This is a genomic window from Segatella copri (assembly GCF_009494835.1).
Taxonomy (GTDB): Bacteria; Bacteroidota; Bacteroidia; order Bacteroidales; family Bacteroidaceae; genus Prevotella; species Prevotella copri_F.
The window spans coordinates 1-26,346 of sequence record NZ_VZBE01000058.1; the positions used below are offsets into that span (position 1 = coordinate 1).

The 26,346-nt window shown below is 45.2% G+C and carries 17 protein-coding genes and 1 pseudogene; 9 read left to right on the forward strand and 9 right to left on the reverse strand.

From position 1 onward, the window contains the following. Window positions 1–893 precede the first annotated feature (893 nt). The 5 genes from F7D47_RS09030 to F7D47_RS09050 all read left to right on the forward strand — a co-directional run bounded on the left by F7D47_RS09030 (window position 894) and on the right by F7D47_RS09050 (window position 6,302). Complete coding sequence (locus F7D47_RS09030; protein WP_153085953.1) at window positions 894–1,295, forward strand: hypothetical protein; 402 nt, start codon at window positions 894–896, stop codon at window positions 1,293–1,295. 206 nt (window positions 1,296–1,501) lie between these two features. Beyond that, a complete protein-coding gene (locus tag F7D47_RS09035) occupies window positions 1,502–2,014 on the forward strand; it encodes a spore coat protein (RefSeq protein WP_153085954.1) in 513 nt (170 codons plus the stop codon). Window positions 2,015–2,032: 18 nt separating this feature from the next. Next, entirely contained in the window at window positions 2,033–4,678 is a 2,646-nt protein-coding gene (locus F7D47_RS09040) for a hypothetical protein (RefSeq protein ID WP_153085955.1), read from the forward strand. Window positions 4,679–4,681: 3 nt separating this feature from the next. After that, entirely contained in the window at window positions 4,682–5,242 is a 561-nt protein-coding gene (locus tag F7D47_RS09045) for a DUF5675 family protein (protein WP_153085956.1), read from the forward strand. 52 nt (window positions 5,243–5,294) lie between these two features. Beyond that, complete coding sequence (locus F7D47_RS09050) at window positions 5,295–6,302, forward strand: phage antirepressor (protein WP_153085957.1); 1,008 nt, start codon at window positions 5,295–5,297, stop codon at window positions 6,300–6,302. A 132-nt stretch (window positions 6,303–6,434) separates the two neighbouring features. On the opposite strand, the gene F7D47_RS09055 is transcribed toward F7D47_RS09050, so the two are convergent. From F7D47_RS09055 to F7D47_RS09075, 6 genes and pseudogenes are all read right to left on the reverse strand, one after another. Further along, window positions 6,435–7,898 carry a Fic family protein gene (locus F7D47_RS09055; protein WP_153085958.1) on the reverse strand — a complete coding sequence of 488 codons (1,464 nt, stop codon included), beginning with the start codon at window positions 7,896–7,898 and terminating at the stop codon, window positions 6,435–6,437. Window positions 7,899–8,089: 191 nt separating this feature from the next. Further along, window positions 8,090–8,233: pseudogene (locus tag F7D47_RS14785) on the reverse strand (Rpn family recombination-promoting nuclease/putative transposase); the annotation flags it as partial. A gap of 275 nt (window positions 8,234–8,508) precedes the next feature. Further along, window positions 8,509–9,954: a RagB/SusD family nutrient uptake outer membrane protein gene (locus tag F7D47_RS09060; RefSeq protein WP_153085959.1), complete on the reverse strand. Its 1,446-nt coding sequence runs from the start codon at window positions 9,952–9,954 to the stop codon at window positions 8,509–8,511. A 36-nt stretch (window positions 9,955–9,990) separates the two neighbouring features. Next, window positions 9,991–13,422: a SusC/RagA family TonB-linked outer membrane protein gene (locus tag F7D47_RS09065; protein WP_194252642.1), complete on the reverse strand. Its 3,432-nt coding sequence runs from the start codon at window positions 13,420–13,422 to the stop codon at window positions 9,991–9,993. Window positions 13,423–13,471: 49 nt separating this feature from the next. After that, window positions 13,472–15,406, reverse strand: coding sequence for a protein-disulfide reductase DsbD domain-containing protein (locus F7D47_RS09070; RefSeq protein ID WP_153085961.1), 1,935 nt, complete (start codon window positions 15,404–15,406; stop codon window positions 13,472–13,474). Window positions 15,407–15,419: 13 nt separating this feature from the next. Beyond that, the gene (locus tag F7D47_RS09075; RefSeq protein ID WP_194252643.1) at window positions 15,420–16,616 is read right to left on the reverse strand and encodes a FecR family protein; all 1,197 of its coding nucleotides are present in this window, start codon (window positions 16,614–16,616) and stop codon (window positions 15,420–15,422) included. A 148-nt stretch (window positions 16,617–16,764) separates the two neighbouring features. On the opposite strand from F7D47_RS09075, the gene F7D47_RS09080 reads away from it, so the two are divergent. Continuing rightward, the gene (locus tag F7D47_RS09080) at window positions 16,765–17,349 is read left to right on the forward strand and encodes an RNA polymerase sigma-70 factor (RefSeq protein WP_194252644.1); all 585 of its coding nucleotides are present in this window, start codon (window positions 16,765–16,767) and stop codon (window positions 17,347–17,349) included. A 207-nt stretch (window positions 17,350–17,556) separates the two neighbouring features. On the opposite strand, the gene F7D47_RS09085 is transcribed toward F7D47_RS09080, so the two are convergent. Continuing rightward, window positions 17,557–19,062, reverse strand: a complete 1,506-nt coding sequence (locus F7D47_RS09085; protein WP_119237782.1) for an acetyl-CoA hydrolase/transferase C-terminal domain-containing protein — start codon at window positions 19,060–19,062, stop codon at window positions 17,557–17,559. Window positions 19,063–19,327: 265 nt separating this feature from the next. On the opposite strand from F7D47_RS09085, the gene F7D47_RS09090 reads away from it, so the two are divergent. Continuing rightward, window positions 19,328–22,078 (forward strand): DNA methyltransferase, encoded by a 2,751-nt coding sequence (locus F7D47_RS09090; RefSeq protein WP_153085964.1) that lies wholly within the window; start codon window positions 19,328–19,330, stop codon window positions 22,076–22,078. A 97-nt stretch (window positions 22,079–22,175) separates the two neighbouring features. Here F7D47_RS09090 and F7D47_RS09095 read toward each other — a convergent pair whose 3' ends face one another. Continuing rightward, window positions 22,176–22,544: a HepT-like ribonuclease domain-containing protein gene (locus F7D47_RS09095; RefSeq protein ID WP_194252645.1), complete on the reverse strand. Its 369-nt coding sequence runs from the start codon at window positions 22,542–22,544 to the stop codon at window positions 22,176–22,178. Next, window positions 22,528–22,791 (reverse strand): nucleotidyltransferase family protein, encoded by a 264-nt coding sequence (locus F7D47_RS09100; RefSeq protein WP_246031356.1) that lies wholly within the window; start codon window positions 22,789–22,791, stop codon window positions 22,528–22,530. Before F7D47_RS09100 ends, F7D47_RS09095 begins: the two co-directional genes overlap by 17 nt. 324 nt (window positions 22,792–23,115) lie before the next feature. On the opposite strand from F7D47_RS09100, the gene F7D47_RS09105 reads away from it, so the two are divergent. After that, window positions 23,116–24,531 carry an AAA family ATPase gene (locus F7D47_RS09105; protein ID WP_153085966.1) on the forward strand — a complete coding sequence of 472 codons (1,416 nt, stop codon included), beginning with the start codon at window positions 23,116–23,118 and terminating at the stop codon, window positions 24,529–24,531. 111 nt (window positions 24,532–24,642) lie between these two features. After that, entirely contained in the window at window positions 24,643–26,133 is a 1,491-nt protein-coding gene (gene cysS, locus F7D47_RS09110) for a cysteine--tRNA ligase (RefSeq protein WP_022120446.1), read from the forward strand. The last annotated feature ends 213 nt before the right edge of the window (window positions 26,134–26,346 follow it).

The following is a 26,346-nucleotide window of genomic DNA, read 5'->3' on the forward strand; positions in this document are numbered from 1 at the left end:
ATAACCAGTAAACTTTCCTCATTCTTCTCTCAAACACTTTTTATATGTACTTTCAGAAGAGAAAACATAGAGTTGAGCGCTTAAATACTATATCTACAACAAATAACAAGATACAAAATGGCATAAGAAATCTTCCTCAGTTCCTCAGTTCCTCAGTTCCTCAGTTTTTCTCTGACCCTTCACTTTTATCTTTATTTAGAAGCTTATTATATATATAATTATATATATAATAAAATATAATTACTTACAATTTGTAAGTATCAAGTATACCCCCTAGAACAAAACTGAGGAACTGAGGAACTGAGGAACTGAGGAATTGAGCTGATTTACTGATAATGATTTTATCATGCTGGTTGTTGGGGGAGGGTGATAGCGACTTCTATCGTTTGAATCTGCGTATAACTTAAACTGAAATTATATTTAAACTTGCTTTCTATTACTAATTATGTTAAATTCGTGTTAATATTAAGCTTGGCTTGCGCATGTATTAATATTTTTTATATATTTGCATCTCGAAAATTGGAGGAGAATAGAATAAACCGGCCTTAGATACTGAAAAACGCATCTTTCGGTCATTTTATTAACTTAAATATTCAACAAAAGGAAAAATGACGTAGAATTGGTCCCACACCTCACGATAAGAGGCGATCACCAGCACTCCAGGCTGCTTACGCCCTCATAAATTGTTAGCGCAAACACTCATACTCTGCTATAATGAGGCAAGAAACTTAAAACAACAACAATAATAATACAATATGAAAAAAAACTTAAGTACGCGAATCAAGCGTAGTCTGTCGAGGATAAAGGCACTATATATTTTTATAACAGATGTCTATTTAAGTCTGGACAGTGAGTTTATTGTAAATTATATAGAATCTAAAAACATAGTAATTATGAGTGATAATAGAACAATTGAATTGCACGATAATGCAACGTATATTGAAAATTATGGTGATGGACCTAAGAAGAAGGAAGAAAAGGCAAAGGCAGAAGAGAAATTCCGTCCGTTGCCGGAATCTCTTGCTAATCCTCAGGGGTTAATGGTGCTCTCCAGTTTGGCGATACATGGCTTTCTTGATGAGCATTTCCAGCCTAAGGGACTCTCTGTAACTAAAACTGCAGTTCTCGCATTCCAGATTTCTACCAAACTCGGCATACAGAATGTATGGGTAGTGTTCGGTACCTTTTGGAATATTGACAAGGAGAATCTTCGCTCTGCCTATAATAAAGGGATGGACCAGCAACAGATGTCTGGATTTATCGGAGAAACTGCAAAATCGATAAATGTCTGTTAGTTAGTCTGTTATATAACGTGAATGACGTTTCATAAATTAATTCGTACCTGGTACGCGTACCAGGTACGTACCAGGTAGGTTTCAGCATCTTGTTGTACCTTTGCCCCCGGAATTCAGAACCGATATGGTCTGAGTTTCGGGGGCTTTTGTGTATAGGCACATCAACCGTTGTGGGAGCGCCCAACTTTAAAAAAGGAATATTGAAAATGAAAGCAATGAAACCTTTTTATTTTGCTCATCCGCAGTACGGAAAACTGAGGGTGGTGGTGATTGGAGGCAAAATCTATTACTGCCTGATGGACGTGAAGAACATCTTTAAGAAGTCGGTACAGAAACTCTATGAGACGATTGCTGACTCGGAGGGGGAACTGAAAAATCTGAACATCGTAATGATGAAGGATATGAAAATCAAGTATAACCTTTTCTTCGAGAACCAGGAAATGGGGAAGGAAGAAGCGGAGGCTGAGAACGTGAATGCGGATATCAATTTCTGCGATGAACAGCTGGTGAAGGACCTCGTTGACAAGGATGTTGCTGCCGAGAAGATTGCGGCAAAATGGGTAATAGGGTTTGTCAAGAGCAGACTGAATGATGCCGAGAATGCTTCGCTTTTCGAGGCGAACGGGGTTGACGAGATTTCTGATAACTCGCTGATTCTGCCTATCAATGTAAGCTATGGTTCTGGGTATATCATGATTAACAGCGAAATGTTCGATTAATAAAAATATGGAGGTAAAATGGAGATAGTACATGTAGTGGCAATCAATCCTTATCGTAAGGGAAATAAAGGGAAAGTTTTTTCTTACAATATCGATACTTATGATAAGGTGATTGAATCGGCTGCCGTTAAAAAGATGATTCAGCAGATTCGGGGTGAATTGCCGATTGACGGAGTGGATTTAAACGATGCGCAGGCGGTGAAGAAGGCGCAGGAGAGGCTCAAGAGCGAGCTGCCTTTCTTCTGTCCGCACTACGGCATGTTCAAAAATAATGTGCGCAGACAGGAGAATGCCTTGCCGGAAAGCTTTCTCTTCCAGACGATTATCGATGTGGATGATAAGGAGTATGTGGAGAAGGCTATCGAGAAGGCGCGCGAGCTGAACTGCTCTTCGGGTATCTGGAATGGGAGTTTGCTGCATCTCTGCTATAGCGCTCGCAAGAAGCTGCATATCGGGATTAGAATGCCGATTGGGATGACCATCGAGGAGACGCAGAAGGCGTATTGTGAGGCGCTGGGTGTGCCTTATGATGAGAGCTGCATCACACCTGAAAGGATGATTTTCCTGACGGATAAGGACTCGGAAATCTACCGGTCTAAAATGTGGTGCGCAGTGCTGCCGGAGAGCGAGATTCAGGCTCGCAGACAAGCGTTCCTTAATCGTGGGCTTACGGTTGACGGCAAAAAAAATCTCCCACAGATTTCACAGATGACACAGATTCATTCTGGGGAGATTCATGATACAGGAAAATCTGTGAAATCTGTGTCATCTGTGGGACAAAATATAAATCATAAATTTCAAAATAAAGACGATGTTCAAAACAATAGACTTTCGGGCAATCGTGGCGATTACGCTGCTCCTGCTGGCACTGCTGTTCAGTCTGCCCAATCTGGTAATAGCAATTATGTTGATGATTCTCATTTCGGGAATCCTGGAGGCAATTATGGCACTGATGAACTGGGAGAGGCCAGTGAGAAGAATCTGATAGCCTTTGATCTGTTCGTGCAGTCGGCTGGGCTTGAAGGGATGGCGATAGATACCGTTGGGTCTCGGCACTCTTCGCTGCTCGCTATCATGAGCGCAGGCGCTTCGAGGGTGATGAGCGAAGAGGAACTGATGAAGGTGGTGAGGACGAAAATGCCAAGCTACTATCAGGAGGATGACTGCCATCAGCTGATACATGATTTCTATGCGAAATATGCTGACAGCTGCAAGCCGATGTCGAGGGATGTGATAAGGGTGAATGCGCTGGCGGAAAAACAGGCCAGCCAACAAGTTAATAGTTTACAGTTAACAGTTAATAGCCTTAACGCAAATCATGCAGTTCAAAGTTCATATCTCCAAGTTCAAAGTAGCGAGGAGGATTATCCGGAACCGCCAGCGATGCCGGAGAAACTGCCGAAGCTGGTGGAACTGCTGATATCTCGGACACCGGAGGTTTATAAGCCGGCAGTGGCGCACGCTATCTTCCCTCCGCTCGCTACGCATCTCTGGCAGACGAGCTTCCGGTATATTGATAATGTAGTACATGAGGCTACGCTTTCTACGTGTTTGCTTGCCGGTACGGGCGCAGGTAAATCGTCTGTGGATAAGCCGATTAGGTATATCATGGAGGATATCAGAAAGCGGGATGCGGAGAATCTGAAACGTGAGAAGGAATGGAAGGAGGAGGTGACGCGCAAGGGTGCCAACAAGGATAAGCGCAAACGACCGGATAATCTTGTTATCCAGGAGATTGATGCTGATATGACCAGTCCGGCATTCGTGATGCGAACCGCTGAGGCGCAGGGGCGTTTCCTCTATACTTCGCTTAACGAGCTGGACCAGTTTGATGCTCTCCGGGGTAGCGGTAACCAGCAGTTCCGCATCATGTGCCTCGCCTTTGACCCTTTCAATCTCTTTGGCCAACAGCGCGTGGGCGTTCAAAGTGTGACAGAAAGGGTAACGATAAGGTTCAATTGGAATGCATCTACCACCATCCAGAAAGGGCAGCGTTACTTCTCAAAAGTTTTGACAGACGGTCCGATAAGCCGTATCAATTTCTGTACCATTCCGGAGCGTGAAATCGGTGATGAAATGCCTGTTTACGGCGATTACAATGATGCTTACCGTGAGGCGCTGAAGCCTTATATCGAGAATCTGAACAACGCCAGGGGACTGATTGACTGTCCTGAGGCGTTCCAGCTTGCCCTTAAACTGAAGGATGAGAATGCTGAGTTCTCACGTCTGTCGCAGGATAGGGTTTACGAGAACCTTTCCTTCCGTGCCAACGTCATCGCCTACCTGAAGGCGTGTGTGCTGTATGTGGCGAACGGTTGCAAATGGGAACCGGAGATTGACGAGTTCATCCGCTGGAGCGAGCGTTACGACCTCTACTGCAAGATGCGTTTCTTCGGTGATGCTATCAAGAGAGCGAATGATACAGGCGAGAAGTCGAGCAAGCGAGGACCATCCAACATGTTGATGCAGTTGCCGGATGAGTTTACTTACCAGCAGGTGATAGATTTGCGTGTAGCGAATGGGATGAGTCAGAAAGGTACTTCCAAGATGTTGGGAAACTGGAAGGATCGCCATTACATCAGGGCTAAGGAGAACGACTCAGTTCCTCAATTCCTCAGTTCCTCAGTTTTTATTAAACTTAAATTCCGAAAGGAGAATTCATAGCGTATGGAAATAGTAGTAAAAAGAATAGCAAAGAAGAAGACTTATACGATAGGTCATCTTTATATCCTGAACGATAAGGATGTGAAACGTACCTGGCGTTCGGGGGTAAAAATAGGCGACAAGCGTATCTTTGAACATAGCTTCGATAAGGCGAAGTTGGACAAGGAGCATTACTTCTGTGATACCTTGGAGCCTACGTGGAGAAATCTCCTGGGTATCGAACTGAAACCGGAAGAGGAGGATGGACGGTACAGTAGGGTATCGGGCAAGAAAGCCCGCAAGATACCGGGTCATACGGCGATACCGGAGGGTTCATATCCTGTGGTTATCTCGAAATCGCCAAGGTTTAAGAAGTGGCTTCCGCTGGTGCAGGGCGTTCCTGATTTTGAGGGCATCCGCATTCATGCCGGTAATTATCCTGATGATACGCAGGGCTGCATTCTGGTAGGTGAAAATAAATTACAGGGTGCCGTCTTTAATTCCCGCATCTGGTTGCACAGGCTTATGAATGCCATTACCGCAGCGAGGGAAAGAGAGGAGAGCGTTTGGATTACAATTTTGTAATGTTGAATGTTGAATGTTGAATTGTTAGTGATTATTTTAAAAACAAATTATTATGGTAAAGTCAGTTAATACAAATAAAGTAGAAATGGATAAGAAGGCAGCAGCTGCTGTCGTATTTGAAAACCCTGAATTCGGTAAGATTCGTACCTTGACCGATGAAAACGGAGAACCGCAGTTCTGTGCAAAGGATGTCTGTGATATACTGGGGTATAAAAACCAGCGTGATGCCATCCAGCGACATGTTGATGACCCTTGTGTCGTGAAACACGACGTATGGGTAGTGACTGGCAAGAAGAAGGATGGAACTGCAGCAAATCGCTGGTGTCAGATGATCTTCGTTAACGAGAGCGGTTTCTATGCTTTGGTTCTCGGCTCTAAGCTTTCTACTGCCGTGAAGTTCAAGAACTGGGTTACGGCCGATGTGCTGCCACAGATTCGCAAGACGGGCGGTTATATCCCGGTGCAGCCGGGCGAAAGCGATGAGGAGACAATCCGACATGCAGAAAAAATCCTCCGTGCTACGCTCAAGGAGAAGGAGAATCTGCTGAAGAAGCAACGTCTGCAGATTGAACAGCAGAAGAAGCTTATTGGCGAACAGGATACGGAAATCCGCCGCTTGAATGATGTGGTGGATGAACAGGTGGTTCGCAACGCCAAGAATGGTGAGAACATCATACAGTTGGAGAATCAGGTGGGTAATCTTCTGCCGAAAGCGCTCTATAGCGATAACGTGCTCGATTCCGTTTCCTGCTTCACTACTACGCAGATTGCGAAGGAACTCGGTATCACTGCCCAGGAGCTGAACCGCTCGCTCTGTGCTCTCCATATCCAGTACTACCAGAGCGGTCAGTATCTCCTCTATGCCGATTACGCCCACATGGGTTTAGCCAAGAGCCGTACCCGCTACAGCGCCTTCCTAGACCCGAAGAGCGATGGCAGACAGGAGAAGATGGGCAGAGCCTACACCCATACCTATCTCGTATGGACCGAGCGAGGACGAAAGTTCATCCACGACCTTGCTCACAGATACTGGGAACTGTGTGAAAAGGTAAAAGGGTAAAAAAGCCTTTTTACTTTTTTACCTTTAAAGGCTTTTCGTCCGTACTTAAACCACTTGCTAAACTTGTATAATCGGGAAAACGACAAGGGTCTATATGCCACGATGAACAGGTGGCGTATAGACCCTTGATTTTTAGAATCTCAAAATGTATTCGTCACCATCTTTAAAGGCATTGGTCCCTTCGAGGTAGCGACGAGTCTCCTCGAAATCCTCACCTATGATGTTGGCACTAAACTGCCGAACTCTTGATATAGCCTTGATGATTACGCTTGGGTCGCTCTTTCTAGTCAAGCGTCTCAATCCATTTAGGTAATCCTCACGAAAGACTGTAGGGATGATAATCTTTGATTGGTCTGCATGGACAAGTTCTGCATTCATCATGATTCTTGAGATACGACCGTTACCATCATTGAATGGATGAACCTCGCTAATCATGAATAGGATAAAGAGAGCCCTAGCGAAAGGAGACTCCAGGGCTTTGTAGAAGTCGAATCCCTTTATCAATGTCCCCCTTACAAGTGTGCAGTCTACAAAATGCGAATCACCGGCATGGTTGTTTTGCGTCTTGAACATACCTGGGTTTCTGTCTGGTCTCGCTGCCATCATAATTCTATGACGGTCTTGAAGAATCTCCATCAGTTCACCGGCGGTACTTGGCGTTCGTCTCATCTCCCGTCTGCTTGCTACGATTTGGAATGTTCCAAGAACATCATGTGAGTCTGCATTTCTTGCTGGCATTGGTTGACCAGTCTCTATGATGCGATAAGCATCTTCTATCTCAAACTCTGTTCCTTCGATATAGTTAGAGAAGTAGCTCTCGAAAAATGCAAAGTTTCTAAATGATGCGGTAGAAACATTCTGCTCGTCCATGCTAGGAAAAGGTTCATTATGAAGCGCCTTGAACAATGTTTCAAACAACTTGACACGTTCTTGGTCAAACGGCACACCTTGAGCTCTGGCTAAAGCACTGCCAGAGGAAAGTATTCCTGAAGGTTTGGTAGAAAGCAAGGCTCCAATAATAGAATTGAGAGTTTCAAACTCTTCTGTCATATTCAGCTGTTTGGCAATCTCTTTAGCCTTGTCACGGAAGCCGTTGATGCCTTCTTCTCCATTAACTACCAACATTTTTTCCAGGTTCTCCTCGATATACGTCCTTGGCAAACATTTGGAAACATTGCCACGAGTCCTGCCTTTTTGAAGGTTTTCAAGCATGCGTCTTTCTGTGCTTGATATATACAAGTTCTCAATGAAAGGCATATCATGGGCTGTACCCATTGGACCTTTCATTAAGTGAACTTTAATACCTGGCAATTCTATGTTTTTGGTGTATTTGTATGTCAAGAAGATATCACCCTCAGATGTTGGTTTAAGTTCAAATGCAGAGCGATGGCTGATAACAGCATGAGGATAGAGTTGTCCTAAAATATAGAATATATTTCTTCTGATGATGTCCTCAGGTGCATCATCCATGTTACTTGTATAGATTCTTGTAGCAATCTTTCTCAGTTTTCCACTTTTCACTTGATTACTACTGCGAATATCAGCAGTACCTACCACTACTTCCAGAATATTATGGATTGTATTATTTTGTGCCATATTTTTCAATTAAACGTTTATTTTTCTGCAAAGATAGCTATATTTTTCGATTAAGAAGAATTTTTGTGCCATATTTTTCGATTAAGAAGGTGTTTTAAGTAATATTATCCATCGACAGGCACCAGAACACGATGAACAGGTGGCGCATAGACCCTTGATTATATGGAGATATTCGTAATCTACGTCTCCGTTTATGAATTGCTCAGATTCTTAATGATTTCCAAAGGTAGCTGGGTAGCTTTGGCAACCTGTTCGGCAGAAAGTCCCATTGCCAGCAAACGTTGTGCTGTTTCTGTGTTGGCCTCATGTTTGCCTTCTGCTCTGCCTTCTTCCATACTTCCGGGAAAAGTTGCTGAAAAAGTTTTATGGTTGTACGCAAGCACATGAAGAAGAATACTCAAGTGGTTCAGTCAGCTAACTCAAGTGGTTCAATCAAGCAACTCAAGTAGTTCAGTAAGCGAGATCAGACGTCTCAGTTAGCTGATGCAGACAAAAAGGGTTCGACAGCTTTATCGGTATAGGTAAAGGGAGATAAAGAAAGGTCAAGTAAAGCTTGTTGAAATGCTTTGCTTGACCTCTTTTCGTTTTCGGAAATTTGTATATTGTTTTCTTATTCTTTGTAGTTCTGTGTGATATTACCATTATTGTTTATCACGCTCTGAGGGAATGGGAATATCCACATTTTACTGTCTGGAGTGATGGTATAAGTCTTTCCAGCAAGTGTGCGGCTATAGTTCTGCTTCCAGCCATCGCACTGGTTCCAGCGCTTCTTGTCGATGAAAATGTTGACAGAATAGATGTCCTCATTCATGGTCACCTGCTTCACGTGCTTGATGGCTTCTTCCTTGGTGCTGACTGTGCCTTTGAGGGGCTGATACTTGGCAGGATCGATGCGGTTTACGCGCACCTTGTCGAGATATTCCATGGCTGTATCGTAGTTGCCTTTGTGGGTCTCGCATTCGGCGATGGTGAGATACATCTGGGTAGAGCGAAGACCACCATCATTCCAAAACGAGTTGAGATCAAAAGTTAAATTGAAACCAGTTTCACCCAGCATACTTACTCCGGCATCCATCAGGTAATCATACATCATATTCATATTGCTCATCTTGTCCTTATAGGCATGTCCATCCTCAAAGTTTGCCATGGTAGTAGGGGTGTAAGCATTGAAGCTTTCAGAATTTCCATTTAGGAAATAATCCTCATCGGTTCCTTTCTTGCCACGATTGATAACAGGATAAGTCCCGCCTGTCATATAACCTTGGGTACTACCAAGATATGAGGTATTATAGTTGTTAATAGTGCCATTGATGGCGATAGCCTGCTTGGCCACTTCTTCTGCCTCGTCATACTTCTGCATGTTGAGCAATGCCAATGCCTTTACGGCATAAGCTGTGGGTTTACTGAAGCGCATTTTGTTAACGGCAGAGTTAGGAAGACCATCTATCTCAATTGCTTCATTGGCATCCTTGAGTATCTGCTGATAAACTTCCTCTACGGTGCTTTTAGGCTGAGCAGTCTGGATATCTTTATCCTCTGTCATCAGGATAATTCCTGGATCTGTAGCAGCTGTAGCTGGATTGTAAGCCTTGGCAAACTTGTTGACCAACATATAGAATGACCAGGCTCTCAATGTCAGGGCTTCGCTTTTCAAAAGTTTCTTGTCTGCTTCCGTACCAGATGCGGCATCAACCTTTGAGAGAATTGGGTTGGCAATCGTGCCGATGTAGCCGTAGAAATTAGTGTAGTCTTGATCACTGGAAGTCAATTCTGCCATCTTGTCCATATTGGCTTCATCGTAAGTCCAGATGATGACGTTGCGGGTCTTAACTGGCTGACTGATGATTGTTGCTACATTGCTGTAGGCATATATCATATCACCAGCCATTTGTCGCATATCAGAGGAGCATCCCTTATACTCTTTGTTGAGAAGCATTTCAAGCTGGTCGGTTGTGGTAAGCAAGTTCTTGCCCTTTGGCTCCAATTCGGTGAAACTCTCACAAGATGAGAATAGCAATGCTGTGATTGCCAGTAAACTGTATATTGTTTTTTTCATTGTGATCTTACTTTTTATGTTATACGATTCTAAAGATTAGAAACTGATGTTCAGACCAAAGATGTATGAACTTGGATTGCGGAGTCCAAGAGTCTCTGGGTCAACATGCACATCGTTGGCTACCCATAGATACTTAGGGTTGTCTATCTGGAAGCGGAGAGAGAGGCGGTTAATGCCTGTTCCTCTGAACCACTCCTGTGGGAAGTCATAGCCCAATACGATGTTTCTGATCTTCAGAAAGTCTGCATGATGAATAGCATTATTGCTATAGGTTGTTTCAGAGCCAGTCGCTGTAGAGGCATATCTGCCAATGCCTGGAATATCTGTTGGGTGTTCTGGTGTCCATGCATTCAGGAAATAGCTGGCGATAGCGGTGCTCCAGGTGCTTGAGAATGTTTCATTATGCGCCAAGGCTCTCATCATGTGACCGCCATAGTAAGCCATCAGAATGCTGAAAGAGAATCCGTTCCATCTTACGCTATTGTCCATACCCATGATAACCTTTGGCTCGCTCTGACCAGAGTATTCCAAGATGCTTATACTTTTGCCTGTTGCACTGTGAGATTTGCCCCCATCCTCAATGTAGAACAGAGATTGACCCTTCTCGCCTTCTTGGTCGCTGATGCCAGCAAAGCGGTATGACCAGAGGGCGCTGGATGGCTTTCCTTTGACGTATGGTCTTTCAATCAACTGGGATGCGCTGTTTGATGGGTTCTCTACATCGGTTACAATATTACTGTTGTGTGACATGGTGAAGTTGGTGGTCCAACTCCAATTCTTACGGCTTGCCCCTCTCAGCCAATCATAAGTAATCTGCAATTCTATACCACGATTGCGCATAGAAGCCATGTTGACGAACATAGAGGTGAAACCCGTTGTTGGGTCGAGGGTGCGATAAGAGAACACATCCTTTGCCACCTTGTTATAATAATCGATGGAACCACGCAAGCGGTTGTCGAGCAATCCGAAGTCGATACCGATATTGGTGGTGTGGCTCTGCTCCCACTTCAAGTTAGGGTTGGCAGGACTTTCGATGGTGCCGTATGGCAAGTTGGTATATTGATTGAGTTCTCCTGATGTAGCTGTCATATAACTGGTTGCACCTTGGTAGATGTTACCAGTTACACCATAGCTGGCACGGAGTTTCAGGAAGTTTACCCACTTGATATCCTTCATAAAGTCTTCATTATGAATCAACCATCCTGCACCTACAGACCAGAGTGGCGTGCCGCGGAACTTGGCGTTCAAGCCATATACATCAGCATAGTCCTTACGGAACGAACCGAACACATTGTATTTCTCATCATAAGTATAGGTAAGGTTGAAATAACCAGAAGCATACTTGTGGTGAGTCTCAGGAACAACTCCCATTCCTTCCTTGATATAAGGATCGAATACAAACTGGCTTGCAGGGAAACCACCTGAGGCGCCAAGGAAAAGAGGTGAATAGTTCATGGTACTCAATGTTCCAAAGTCTATCGTGTGGGTAGAGCTTGTCTGCAACTGGTCGTCATAACCCAGCATTAATGCCTTAGAACCTGTCAGCTTGGTTTCACGGAATTCCAAGCCGGCAATCGCCATGATGTCGTGCTTGCCAAAGGTCTTGGCATAATTCAGCTGTCCACGTGCTGTCCAATAACGTCCGTCACTATTTGTAGTACGGAGCAGACCGCCAGTGGTAGGAACGTAGTTCTTGATAGTGCCATCTGCAGATTGATAATAATAAGCATTACGCATGGTACGCATCACATGACTATCTTGTGTTGCATTCCATTCTACGGTGTTATGATTGGTTTCATATACAAACTGGGCATTGGCAGTCAATCCGTCAATAATCTTGAAGAGCAAATCTCCATGATAGCGCATATACTGACGGCGGGTAACCTGGGTGTTATTGTAATACTCATCCACTGGATTGGAGCTTAAATCCTCAAAAGGAGAACCGAAGGTCATGTAATCATTGCCATCATACCAATAGTGTTGTCCTTTGACGCTTCCATCAGCATTATAGAATGGCATATAGGCTGGTTGTTTCCAGATATCGCTATAGTAGCTATTGTTGTCGTAACCTACTTCCTTACTCTTGCTATAGATGCCATTGATAGTCATGGAGGCTGTGAGCCACTTGGCTACATTGTAAGAACCCTTATATTGGGCATTAAACTGATTGGCGAAATGATTGATCAGTCCACTGTTGTCATACTTATAGTTGATAGTCAGGTTGTTGGTGAACTTATCGCTGCGGCCACGAAGTGAGAGGTTGTACTGCTGCATCACTCTCTGCTTATATACGGCATCTGCATACTCCTTGGCATAGTTGTTCTTCTTGAAAGAAGCCAACTGGTTCTGCAATTCTTCCTCGGAAATTTCTCCCTTAGCTCGCTGGTAATAGGCATATTCGATAGGAGTTACTGCTTGGGTACCCATAGAGATTGACTGAGCAGTAGTACCGATAGGGTCAGCCACTTCACCATCATTATGGAAGAAATAGTAGTCCCAATACTTGGCCTCCGCATCCACCTGCTGTTCTGGAGTCATATAGAAATTGTCGGCATAATCTACGTTCTTCTTCTCATATACCGTAAGGTTGGCTGCGGCATCCTTCAATATGTTTACGCTCTCGATGTCGTAAGGGTTCAAATCGTCGATGTTTCCCTCTACAGGTACGCCATCCACAACCAGCAATGGGGTGGTCTCGGCATAGAGAGAGGAGGTACCACGGATGGTCATCTTTCCATTATAAGTGGAAAGACCTGCCACGCGACCTTCGAGGTTGTTCATGATGTTGGTGGTGTAACGCTCGTCCAATTTGGCTGAGGTGATGGTAGTGACAGAACCTGTCATCTTAGGTTTGGAAATCTCCTGATAACCTGTTACCACAACATCAGAAAGCTGATTGTCGGTAACCATCTGTATGTTACGGCTTAAAGGTGCTCTACCGCTTCCCAGACGCAATTCTGCATTGCTCATACCGAGGTAGCTGAACTTTAAGGTGCAAGCATTGGCTGGCACCTTCAAGGTATAGAAACCCTTGCTGTCGGTGATGGTGCAAACCTTGCTGTCGTCGATGCATACGGACACACCAATCAGTGGCTCGCCACTTTCATCGGTGACGACACCGGATACATTACGAACTCTCTCACCTGCCATACGGCGAGTGATAGTCACGATATTACCCTCAATCTCATAACGGCAGTTCACCTTGTTCATCACCTCGTCAAGTACTTGGCGCAACGGGCGGTTGGTGGCATTCACCGTGATGTGTGGCAACTTGGCTGCCAAATCTGTACTGTAGATGAAGTTCAAGCCAGTCTGTTTCTTGACTTCAGCGAAGAACTGTTTCACACTCATCGACTTTGCATTGATAGTTACCGTCTGGTGCTTTGGCTGCTGAGCCATAGCAGTACTGGTTCCTCCACATAGGGTTGCTCCTACAAGCAGGGAGGTAGCGAAAAGGATTCGTTTCATTCTTCCAAATTCTTTCATTCTCTCTTGTTATAAAATTAAACCAATATTTTTATAATTCTATCGTGATAGTCTTGCTCTTTGGCATCAGACAAGCATGGCTATCGCAAGCCTGATAGTTGACTATAAAGGTAATCTTACCCGATTTGCCTTCTATCTTCTGACGGAAAATCTGCTCACCTTCAAAGATGATAGATTTAGAGCCTGCCATAGGTCTGCCAACAGGTTTCTGAAGTTCGCCTACCAGTTTGACATCGCCTTCTGCCTTGAGGTCATAAGTCGTCTGGATATAAGGGTCCTGATCGCTTACCTTTGCATAGATGTGATAGCCTGGATATATCTTCATGCGGATGATGAGTTCCTTGTCTTTGCCCACAGTGCTGACAGCTGATGATAGGGCAACAGGCTCTTCTTTGGTTGCTTTCTCTTGGATAGGAGCGATGTTGCTTTCATTGAATTCGTAGAATTTGAGAACGCTGTAGTCATTGCCTGGAGTCTTCGGATCGAGATCATTGACCAGCCACAGCCAGCCTCCGCTCTCAGTAAAGAAGAGTTTGCTCTGATATTTATTATACCACTCTCGCCATTGCTTGGCATTGTCGTAACGGAGCAACGTATAGCGATAGAGGATGCGCTTTGCCTTCTCTATGTCTTTGCCTTTTTCCCACATGGAGATAGCTTTGTCAAGGATACGCTTGTCGTTATTGGCGATGCCGATGCTCTTGGCATCTTCGTCAAGAATTTCTCCATATTCATTGAGCTTGCAATAGAAATATGGGCGATTTTCGGTATAATAGCTTGAATATTTGTCAACATCGGTGCCAAACATTTCATACAGTTCTCCTGCCCTTTCCTTTACATAGTCAATATAGGATGAAATGGGTTGAGGATTTTCTGCCATTTTCATATACATCTTGTCTGTTTCGCTCATCTTGCCGCCAGCAGCAACCACTTTTTGAAGTGAATCCGCCAGATGCTTAATCTGATTGTTGAAATCTTCAATCGAGTTTTTGTAAGCTTCGTAGTTTTCTTTGCTTACGGTATATTTGTGCTCATCAATTGTAGTGCGGGTAGAAATTCCCTCATTGAGTTTGCGGGCAATGATATGATGACCCTTAAACTTGTTGATATAAATAACTGCATTGAGGAAAACCGGCTTAGCTTCTTCTGTCATATCTGCAGGAGACGCAGAGAAACCCCAATGCAAGAAGTTGGCATGGCGACCGATGGCGATGGCTCCATAGCTCTTGGCACTTTCGCCACCCGATATGATTTCTGTATCAGGAGAATCCAGATAGCCCCACTGGCGAGTAACCAAACCTGCCTTATAACCCTTGGTGTTGCTATAGTCTTTATTCTGTACTTTCCACATCGGAATCATATCTGGAAGCTTCTCCTGGCACATTTCTGCATATTCCTTTGCGCCTGCAGGAGTTGGGCGTTTTGTGGTGGTTATCTTCACCTTATAAGGACCTTTGAAGATGGCACTCTTGGTATTCATGTTGTAAGCATGACCAAGAAGGCAGAGACAATACCAGTCGTTTTTCACACCGATATAGCGACCTGTTGTCTCGCTTTCGTCTGCGATGGTGATGACAGGACGGTCAAAGTTCTCTGGGAAATACTTGGCTGGTATCAGCTTGCTGAATCTGTCATTTTCAATGATTGTGCGACGTGGCTCAATAGGAGTTGGGTCGCCATCAATGATGGTTACATCATAGTCGTATGACATCCTGTAGTTATAGTCTTTTCCTTGTACCGTTTTCACTGTAGTGAAATATGTTTCAAGAAAGACTTTCCAGGCGGCAGTTCTTGTCTCAATACTCTTGGCATGAGCTTCCTTGTCATAGTCTGCTACTCCTAAAGTCTCTATGTCGGAATGACCTCCTACATAGAGTATTTTCAGATTCGTCTTTTTGGCTGTGGCAGCCATTGTTGCGATGCACGCTAACAAGGCTATTGCCATCATTGATAAAAATCTTTTCATGTTGTATATAATATTAATGTTTATATTCTCTGATATTGATGATGCCTTCCTTGGCAGTTATCTTCAATCTTGTGATATTCTCTATTGCATTGAGAGTCTGTCCCATCGGTTCGTATTTGTCAATGCTGCCTGTGAATCGCAGTTCTTTCATGTCTTCGGATGAGAACTCCACCTTCATGTTGTACCAATGGGAGATAACTTCCATCAGATCTTGCAGCGTGCAGCCGTCGAACAAGAAGTTGCCCGTGTTCCAAGAGGTGTAAAGATTAACATCCACTTGCTGGATGTCTGGTGTTCTGCCTGCTTTCAGGGTTGCCATATCGCCTGGTTTCAACAGGTATTCTTTACCGTACTTGCTGCTCACACCAACTTTACCTTTCACCAGAACAACGCTGGTTACACCTTTTTCCTTCATCGTGTTGACATTAAACTCGGTACCATAGTCGTGTACATCTCCGTTGGCAGTCTCTACTATAAAAGGTCGTTTCTTCGAGTCGTTGGCCACGATGAAATAGGCTTCTCCCTTGAGCTTTACCTTACGCTCGCTGCCTACGAAGTGATTAGGATAGATGAGAGTGGTATTGTAGTTGAGATGCACGTAGGTTCCGTCGTCCAGTACCATCCAGAATTCCTTGTCTTTCTTTGTTATCAGGGAGCTTTCTGTTATTTCGTCGCTTCCAAAGAAACTGCTTCCATCCTTACTGTCAGCTACTTTTTCTGCTTGTGCCAATGCACTCTGTGCATCTTTCACCTTGATGGTTTTGCCGTTGATGGTAAGTGTAGCTCCATTCATGTCATTCTGCTGAACCCGTTCTATGGCTTGATGCAGTTCTGCGGTGATGACGGCTGGTGGGGTGGAACCTTGATGTCCGAAATACATCCATGTACCCATTAATATGAGGGCGATAGCAGCTGCAGCGGCTATGCGTCGCAACCAGATGATGGTAGCTGCTTTGTCATCATTTCTATCTTCCTGTTCCTCTGCATGTTGGAGAGATGCTTTGAATGTAGCTTTTGCTTTCTCGGCATCAATGCTCTTGTAGAGATGGTAGCGTTGGAGAAAATCATCTTCATTCATGAGATGCTCTATCTTGTCTCTTAGCGACGCATCTTGCTCTACCCTTGATAAGAGCTCCTTGCCTTCTTCCTCTGAGATTTCGCCAGTCAGTAATTTACTGACGAGTGTATTGATATCAATATTCTTATTCATATTTTCTAATACTTTTGTGATAGAATTATTCTCTGTATTTACTATTATAACACACTCGGGTGCGTTTGTGGTTACAAAAATCAAGAAAAAAGTGAAAAAAAGTTGCATTTTTTAATTTTACTGCATAAAAATGCGTATCTTTGCACTCATGAGTGAGAAAAGTGATATTGAAATTGCAATAATTTGCCAATGGGATAATCAGGCCATCGAGTTGTTGTACGATAAATATTATCGTGCCTTGGTGAGTTATGGTTGTCAGTTTGTGGAAATGACCATTGCAGAAGATATCGTGCAGGATCTTTTCTCTGTTCTATGGGAACGTCGCCCTTTTTTCAACAGTATTTCCAAGTTTTCCGCCTATTTATATAATACGGTGCATAACTCTGCTCTCAATCACCTGCGTCATCAAGCGGTACACAACAACTATCGGCAGAGTATAGTTGATAATCTGCAGGAGTTTATGCTGTTGGATGATACCTTGGATATTTTTAATAAGGAAGAAATCTATCGTCAACTCTTTGCTGCGATAGATGAGTTGCCTCCTCGCCAAAAGGAAGTCTTTCTTCTTTGTATGGAGGGGAAGAAAAACAGGGAGATTGCAGAGCAACTGGACATCTCCGCTGAGACGGTGAAGGTACAGAAGCGTCGTGCGATAGCTCGATTAAGGGATAAACTTTCTCCTATGTTAATTGAAATTATTCTTGTTCTGATAAGAAAAAGTTTTGATGCCTAATTACTTTTCCGTTCAGCGTCTTTATGCGGAACTTTCTTCTGGGAGTATAGTTTATTCATATAGAATTAAAGTGTTTTCTGTATGCTTATAACAAATAATAAGCGGCATTCCTTTGATATGAATGCCGCTTATCATATAATTCAATATTTTTCTGAGTCATCTATGAAAGATTTGTCTTCTCGGTTTTCACAATCTTTCGGCCTTCTCTTATTTCAGATATTCTCCGAAATCTGTCAATCTCATATCGCCCTTCTTCAGGAAAGTATCGTGCATGGCGAGGGCGGCACGCATGCTCTGTGGCTCATGGCCCTTCTCGGCAAACTTCAGATACTCACGGAGCATAGGGCGGTAATCCGGATGGGCACAGTTCTCGATAATCTCTTTGGCACGGCGCAATGGGCCTTTGCCACGGAGATCGGCTACTCCCTGTTCGGTAACAATCACATCCACATCGTGCTCGGTACTGTCCACGTGACTGCACATCGGAACAATGGCTGAGATGCAACCGTTCTTGGTGGTACTCTGCGTGGTGAAGATAGAAATGTAACCATTACGCTCGTAATCGCAGGAACCGCCGATACCATTCATCAGCTTGCTGCCGCAGATATGGCTGGAGTTCTCATTGCCATAGATATCGCACTCGATGGCGGTGTTCATGGCGATGACACCCAGTCGGCGGATGACCTCAGGAGAGTTTGAAATCTCGCTCTGGCGGATGGTGAGATGCTTCTTGAAGTAATCAATATCATCATACACCTCTTTCAATGTATCGTTTGTTACGGTGAGCGAAGAGCAGGAAGCATCCTTGATTCTTCCCTCGCGCATGTATTTCACTACAGCATCCTGAACCACCTCGGTATAAACGCTGAATACCGGCACGTTAGGGTTCTGTCCCAATGCCTCTAGAACGGCATTGGAAGTTACGCCCACTCCGCTCTGCAAAGGCAGGAACTGAGGAGGAATATGTCCCTTCTTCAGGTCGCTGACCAGGAAATCAGCCACATTATGTCCCATCTGTTCGGTCACAGGGTCGAGAGGCTTGAAAGCACGCGCCTCCTCCGGAATGTTGCATTCTATCACACCCACAATCTTATGTGCATCAATCTCAACATACTCCTTACCGATTCTATCACCTACGTTCATGATAGGGATAGGAGTGCGGAATGGGCATTCTGCTATCTCATATACATCGTGAAGATAGCGGGAAGCAGGACTGTGGAAGGTATTCTTCTCGATGAGCACCTTCTTTGCCAATCTAACGATGGTAGGAACGATGCCGCCGGCAGAGGTCAGGAATGCCTTGCAGGTAGTTTCGCCTTCTTCCAAATCAGAAACTTCGATGATGGCAAGGTCTATTTCGCCATAGAAACCACGGCGCAGACGCTCAGCCATGTGGCCGAGGTGCATATCCTCATAATCAATCTCGCCCAGGTTGGTATGAGTTCTAAAGTCCTTGTTGGTAGAAAATGGCGCACGGAACTTGATGGCATGGGCTGCTGCCATGTCACCTTCGATACTCTGCGAGGTAGAAGCACCCGTGAGGATGCCCACCTGGAAAGGTCTGCCCGCCTCGTGCTCAGCCACGGCTCTCTTGGAGAGTTCGCGGAAGGTTGCCTTAGGCACGCCGTTTGGTGTGAAACCACTCAATCCGATTGTATCTTGATCGTTAATCATCGCTGCCGCTTCGGCAGCACTCAATCTTGTATATGCCATTTTCTTCTAACTTAATACTCATTAGCGGAACTTATAGCCGCCTTCTTGATAATTGATAACTGTTTGCGGCTGCAAAGTTACATATTATTTTCGATATACGCTAATAATTTGATAATTTTATGCAATTAATTGGCAAAAAACTTACAAATAGTGAATAGATATACAAAAATTACTTACTTTATGCAAAAAGATAGCCGAAAGTTTGGTACTCTCAACTATTCGCCGTATCTTTGTTGTCAGAAAGATTCACTCTTCACTTTACAATATGAAAACAGAGAAACAACAACGCATAGCTGCCGCTGCCTTCGCCAAGCGATGGGAGGGCAGGGGATATGAGAAGGGCGAGAGCCAGACGTTCTGGATAGAACTCCTCACCGAGATTTTCGGGGTGGAGAGTCCTTCTGTGTTCATCACCTTCGAGCAACAGGCACAGCTTGACCATACTTCCTTCATCGACGGTATGATTCCCTCCACCCACGTGATGATAGAGCAGAAATCGCTGGGCAAGGATTTGAGACAGGCCATCAAGCAGAGCGACGGCTCTTTATTAACCCCCTTCCAGCAGGCGCAGCGATACAGTGCCGCATTGCCTTATTCGCAGCGCCCTCGATGGATAGTGACCTGCAACTTCGCCGAATTCGACGTCTATGATATGGAGAATCCGAAGGGTGAGCCTTCACGCATCCTACTGAAGGACTTGGAGAAGGAATACTATCGCCTGCAGTTTCTTGTAGAACAGCAGGGCATCCATCTGCAACGGGAGATGGAGGTGTCGATGAAGGCGGGCGAGATAGTGGGCAAGCTCTACGATGCCTTTGTCGTGCAATATGATGCCGACGACCCTCAGTCGCTCAGATACCTGAATATATTATGTGTGCGCCTGGTGTTCTGTCTCTATGCTGAGGATGCGGGCATCTTCGGCAGACGGGATATGTTTCATGATTATCTCGCCCAGTTCGACGCTGGCTTCATGCGAATGGGCTTGGTGCAGCTTTTCGAGGTACTCAACACGCCTGCCGACAAGCGAAGCAAGTATCTCAATGCAACACTTGCCGCCTTTCCTTATACCAATGGAGGTCTCTTTGCTGAGGATATAGACATACCACAGTTTACAGACGAACTACGTGAGACGCTCCTACAGCACGCCTCCCTCGACTTCGACTGGAGCGAGATTTCACCCACCATCTTCGGTGGTGTGTTCGAAAGCACCCTCAACCCCGAGACTCGTCGTTCGGGCGGTATGCATTATACCTCGATAGAGAATATCCACAAGGTTATCGACCCTCTCTTTTATAACGGTCTTCTAACGGCATTCGACTCGTGTAAGGAGGAGACCAACATCAAGAAGCGTTTGCTGCGTCTGCACGAGTTGCAGAATCAGATGGCTCAACTTCGCTTCTTCGACCCGGCGTGCGGTTCAGGTAACTTCCTCACGGAGACTTACCTTTCGCTCAGAAGACTGGAGAACGAGATTATCAAGCAGATATACAGCGTGGAGCAGCTCAACGCCTTCGAGAACCCCATCAAGGTGAGCATCCACCAATTCTACGGCATAGAAATCAACGACTTCGCCGTCACCGTAGCCACCACGGCATTGTGGATAAGCGAGGCGCAGATGATGGCGGAGACGGAGAAGATTATCCACCACGACATCGACTTCCTGCCGCTGAAGAGCTACGCCAACATCACAGAGGGCAACTCATTGAGAATTGCCTGGGAGGAGGTATGTCCGAAAGAAGAGTTGGATTACATCATCGGCAATCCGCCGTTTGTGGGAGCACGACTGATGAACGAAAGCCAAAAGGCAGACATGATAGCCATCTTTGGTGAGAAATGGAAGAACGTAGGCAACATTGACTATGTGGGAGCTTGGTACAAGCGTGCCGCTGATTACATGAAAGATACCCATGTGGAAGCCGCCCTTGTATCTACCAATTCCATCTCGCAAGGTGAACAGGTGGCAAATCTTTGGCAACCACTCTTTGCCGAGGGGATCCACATCAACTTCGCTCACCGCACCTTCCGTTGGGACAGCGAGGCTTCGCTCAAAGCCCATGTTCATGTGGTGGTAGTAGGATTCTCGTATGTAGAGCGTAAGAAGAAATACCTGTTTGAGAATGGACAGAGGAAAGAGGTAAGTCATATCAATGCCTATCTGATAGAGGCTCCAGATACCTTTATATATAGTAGAAGCAAATCACTATGCAATGTTCCGAAAATAGGCATCGGCAATAAACCTATAGACGGTGGCAACTATCTCTTTGAGAAAGAGGAGATGGAAGAGTTCATCAAGCGTGAACCAAAGTCGGCGGCATTGTTCCATCCTTGGTTTGGCTCGGTAGAGTTTATCCATCAAAAGCCTCGATATTGCCTGTGGCTTGGTGACAGTTCACCAAAGGAAATCAAAGAAATGCCTCTTTGCTATAAACGAGTGGAAAATGTAAGAAATGTGCGATTGGCAAGCACAAGTGCTGGCACACGAAAGTTGGCAGATACGCCAACTCGATTCCATGTGGAAAACATGCCAGACGGTGATTCCATCATTGTTCCATCGGTTTCTTCCGAAAAGCGCAAGTATGTGCCCATGGGATTCATCCCGAAGGGAACCTTTGCCAGTAATCTTGTGCTTCTCATCCCTTCCGCCACTCTCTACCACTTCGGCATCTTGGAGTCGAACGTTCACATGGCATGGATGCGAGCGGTGTGCGGTCGCCTGAAGAGCGACTATCGCTACAGCAAGGACGTGGTGTATAACAACTTCCCTTGGCCTACGCCCACTGCCGAGCAAAAGGCAAAGATAGAGCAGAGTGCCCAGGCGATACTCGATGCCCGCGCCCTATACCCCGACTCCTCGCTCGCCGACCTCTACGACCCTACGCTCATGCCGAAGGAGCTTTTGCAAGCCCATCGTCAGAACGACCGAGCCGTGATGGCAGCCTACGGCTTCTCCACCAAGATGACGGAGAGCGAGTGCGTAGCTGAGCTGTTCAAAAGGTATGCGGAAATGGTTGAATAAAGAATTTGCAATATAAGCCAACAAGGGCATTTGCCGACATAATCTGCAAATGCCCTTGTTGCGATTAAGGCCCCAAGAGTATAGAAGAACAAGTTCATCATTCCCCACAATAATGTTCCCAATCTATCTCGTTCAGGTATTTCTCCACTTGAACCTTGATTTCGGGAATATTCTCCTTTGCTGTTGCCCAAAGAATACGAGGCAACACCTGCGAATAACCATGCACCAAAACATGGCGCATACCTTCCACCTGTTTCCAAGGAATCTCTGGGTGACTTGCCTTGAATTCCTTGGTCAGCATATAAGCAGCCTCGCCTACTATCTCTACATTTTTCATCGTTGCAAAATAGACTAAAATATTTGAGGAAAACTCTTCAAAATCTATCCCATCAATGATTTTGAGTACGTTGGAAGAATACTCCACAATATCTTCCAATCTTCCTTTATCCCTAACTAGCTCTCTCATATACCAAGATTTTATCTCGTTCCACACTCTCCTGAGCATATGGACGCAAAGAGCCATCAACTACCAAGTCAACTTCACGACCTAGCAGTTGCTTCAAATCCTCATACATTCCTCCATGGGTAAGCAAAGTAAACGAACCATGCTCAAAATCGGGGACAAAGAGAATATCTATATCGCTCTGAGCCTTTTCTTCACCACGAGCAAAAGACCCAAAGATCCATGCCTTCAACACAGGCTTCCTAGACATATAGTCATGAATTATACGTATAATTTGAAATCTATCCATATTTACCTCCTCTTTTTAAATAGTAATCACGCTGCAAATATACACCTTTTATTTTTTATCTCCAAACATTCTTGCCTAAAAGTGTAAGCCTACCTAAAAAATATCATCTTAAATGGCTCTACTTTCGAATAAAAGTTGTACTCTTGCAATACCTTTTTGGCTCTAAGTATGTTAAAATTACCACTTAGAGCCACTTTCTTACCAATTCGTTTGGCTTTAAGTGGGATTTTTTGTATATTTGCAGCCAAAACAAGCAGGTTGTTTAACCCATTCACTATATAATATATGACAAAGATAATAGGAAGGAAACGTGAGCTACAACAGCTCGAAGAGGCATACAAAGCAGAGGAATCGCTGTTTGTTGTCGTATATGGTCGCCGTCGCGTAGGCAAGACTTTTCTTGTAAGAGAGGCCTTTGACGACAAGTTGGCATTTTATGCCACAGGTGTCAACCAGGAAAACAAGGATGTACAGCTCATGTATTTCTACCATGCGCTTTGCAAATATTCTGATGCACCCCTTGCTCTGCCAAAGACCTGGCTAGAGGCATTCGATGCGCTCATCAAGATACTGGAAGCATCCAAGGAGCAGAAGAAAGTGGTGTTCCTTGATGAATTATCATGGATGAATGGAGTGGACGGCTCTTTTCTTACCGCCTTGGAATGGTTTTGGAACAGTTGGGCTTCGGCAAGAACGGATATTTTGCTAGTTTGCTGTAGCTCAGCCACTTCGTGGATTATCAACAAGGTTTTCAACAATCATGGTGGATTATATGGTCGAGTGAATCGTCGCATTCATTTGCATCCTTTTACCCTCCGAGAGTGCGAAGAGTTTTATAAGGATAAAAAGATTGCCATGAACCATTACGACCAAGTAATAAGCTACATGGTGTTTGGCGGTGTGCCTTATTATCTCAGCATGCTGGAATCAACCAAGAGCTTGGCGCAGAACATCGATGAGTTATTGTTTCATCCCGATGGTCAACTCCATCGAGAATACGAGAATCTGTATCAAGCCATGTTCCGCAATGCAGACAACCACTTACTGATAGTAAAAGCCATGGCTGCAAAGAGCAAGGGATTGACTCGCAATGAGATACTGGAAGCCACAGGCTTGCCAAATGCGGGGAGTGCGACTAGAGTATTGGATGAACTGGAACAAAGCGACTTCATTCACCGCTATACCTCGTTCGGACAGAAGAAGCGCGACGAGATGTATCAACTTACTGATGCATACACCTTATTCTATTTTCATTTCCTGCAGGATGGCAAGAACAACGACAAGCAGTTTTGGCAGCATCATCTGGGCACACCAAAGATAAACTCATGGGCAGGTTATGCCTTTGAGCAGGTTTGCCTGGCTCATGTGGAGCAAATCAAGATGGCGATGGGAATCAGTGGCATGGCTGTATCTACTTCGGGATGGTTCAGCAAGGGCAAGGAGCAAAAAGCTCAGATAGACCTGGTGCTGGATAGAGCTGACCATATCGTAAACCTCTGCGAAATCAAGTTCTCTACCCGGCCTTATACAATAGATAAGCAATATGCCGAAACGCTACAAAATCGCCAATGGATCTTTGAACAGGAGACAAAGACTCGCAAGAGTTGCCAGCAGGTTATGCTTACCACTTATGGTTTGGCAAAAAATCAGTATAGCAGCATCATACAGAGAGAATTGACCATGGAAGATCTGTTCCATTGATATTTTCGAGGATTTTAATAACATTTTGCGAATGATTTGTCGGATATATCAGAAAAATGAGTTAACTTTGCACTCAAAATATAAATAATATAAAAGAAAGGTTCATACAAGATGGAACAGAAATTATTGATCTATAACACTCTCACACGTACGAAAGAGAGATTCACTCCGCTCCACGCTCCTAACGTGGGCATGTATGTTTGTGGCCCTACCGTGTATGGCGATCCGCATCTCGGTCATGCACGACCAGCCATCACATTCGATATACTCTTCCGCTATCTCAAGCACCTGGGCTATAAGGTTCGCTACGTTAGAAACATTACCGACGTGGGCCACCTGGAGCACGATGCAGATGAAGGCGATGACAAGATTGAGAAGAAGGCTCGCCTGGAGCAGTTGGAGCCAATGGAGATTGCGCAGTACTACACCAACCGCTACCACGATGCCATGGAGGCGCTGAACGTGCTCCCTCCTAGCATTGAGCCTCATGCCACAGGCCATATCATCGAACAGGAGAAACTGGTTCAGGAAATTCTGGACAATGGCTATGCATACGAGAGTAACGGCTCTATCTACTTCGACATCGAGAAGTATAACAAGGATCATAAGTACGGTATCCTCTCCGGACGTAACCTGGAGAACGTAATCAACGAGAGCCGCGAGCTGGCTGGTATCGGCGAGAAGAAGAACCAGGCTGACTTCGCCCTCTGGAAGAAGGCTTCACCAGAGCATATCATGCGCTGGCCTAGTCCTTGGAGTGATGGTTTCCCTGGCTGGCACTGCGAGTGTACTGCGATGGGACGCAAGTACTTGGGCAGCCACTTCGATATTCACGGTGGCGGCATGGATTTGATTTTCCCTCATCATGAGTGCGAGATTGCTCAGGCTGTGGCTTCTCAGGGCGACCAGATGGTTCATTACTGGATGCACAACAATATGATTACCATTAACGGTCAGAAGATGGGTAAGAGCTTGGGTAACTTCATTACCCTGGAGCAGTTCTTCACAGGCAATCACGACAGTCTGGAGCAGGCTTATTCGCCAATGACCATCCGTTTCTTCATCCTCTCTGCTCACTACCGCAGCACCGTAGACTTCTCTAACGATGCATTGAAGGCCAGCCAGAAGGGATTGGAGCGCCTGATGAATGGTTTGAACGACCTGGAGCGTGTGCCTGTGGCTAAGCAGAGCGATGATCAGGTGAAGAAGTTTGTAAGCGAATTGCGCCAGCGCTGCTACGATGCGATGAACGATGACTTCCAGACTCAGCTCGTTATCAGCTATCTCTTCGAGGCTTGCCACGTAATCAACACAGCCCTCGACCACAAGGCAAACATCTCTGCTGAAGACCTGAAGGAGCTTTCAGACACCATGCATCTCTTCACCTTCGACCTGCTCGGTCTGAAGAGTGAGAAGGGAGCCAACAATGATGCTCGCGAGGAGGCTTACGGCAAGGTAGTGGATATGGTTCTCAACCTGCGTGCCAAGGCTAAGGCTGATAAGGATTGGGCTACCAGCGACCAGATTCGCGATGCCCTGGCTGAAGCCGGCTTCGAGGTAAAGGACACCAAGGATGGTGTTACCTGGAAACTGAATAAATAAACTCCACACGCCCTGAAAGGGCAGAAGCTCCTAGCCCAGGGCAGCGCCCTGGGTAATTACATACACAAAACAGTCGCCCTGTAAGGGCAAAAGCTTTGTATATTTGAAGCTTTTGCCCTTACAGGGCGTCTTGTTTATTGCTATTGTACCCAGGGTGCTGCCCTGGGAGGGCACTGAAAAAGGTACCCAATTTTAAGTTGCATAGCTTGTTTT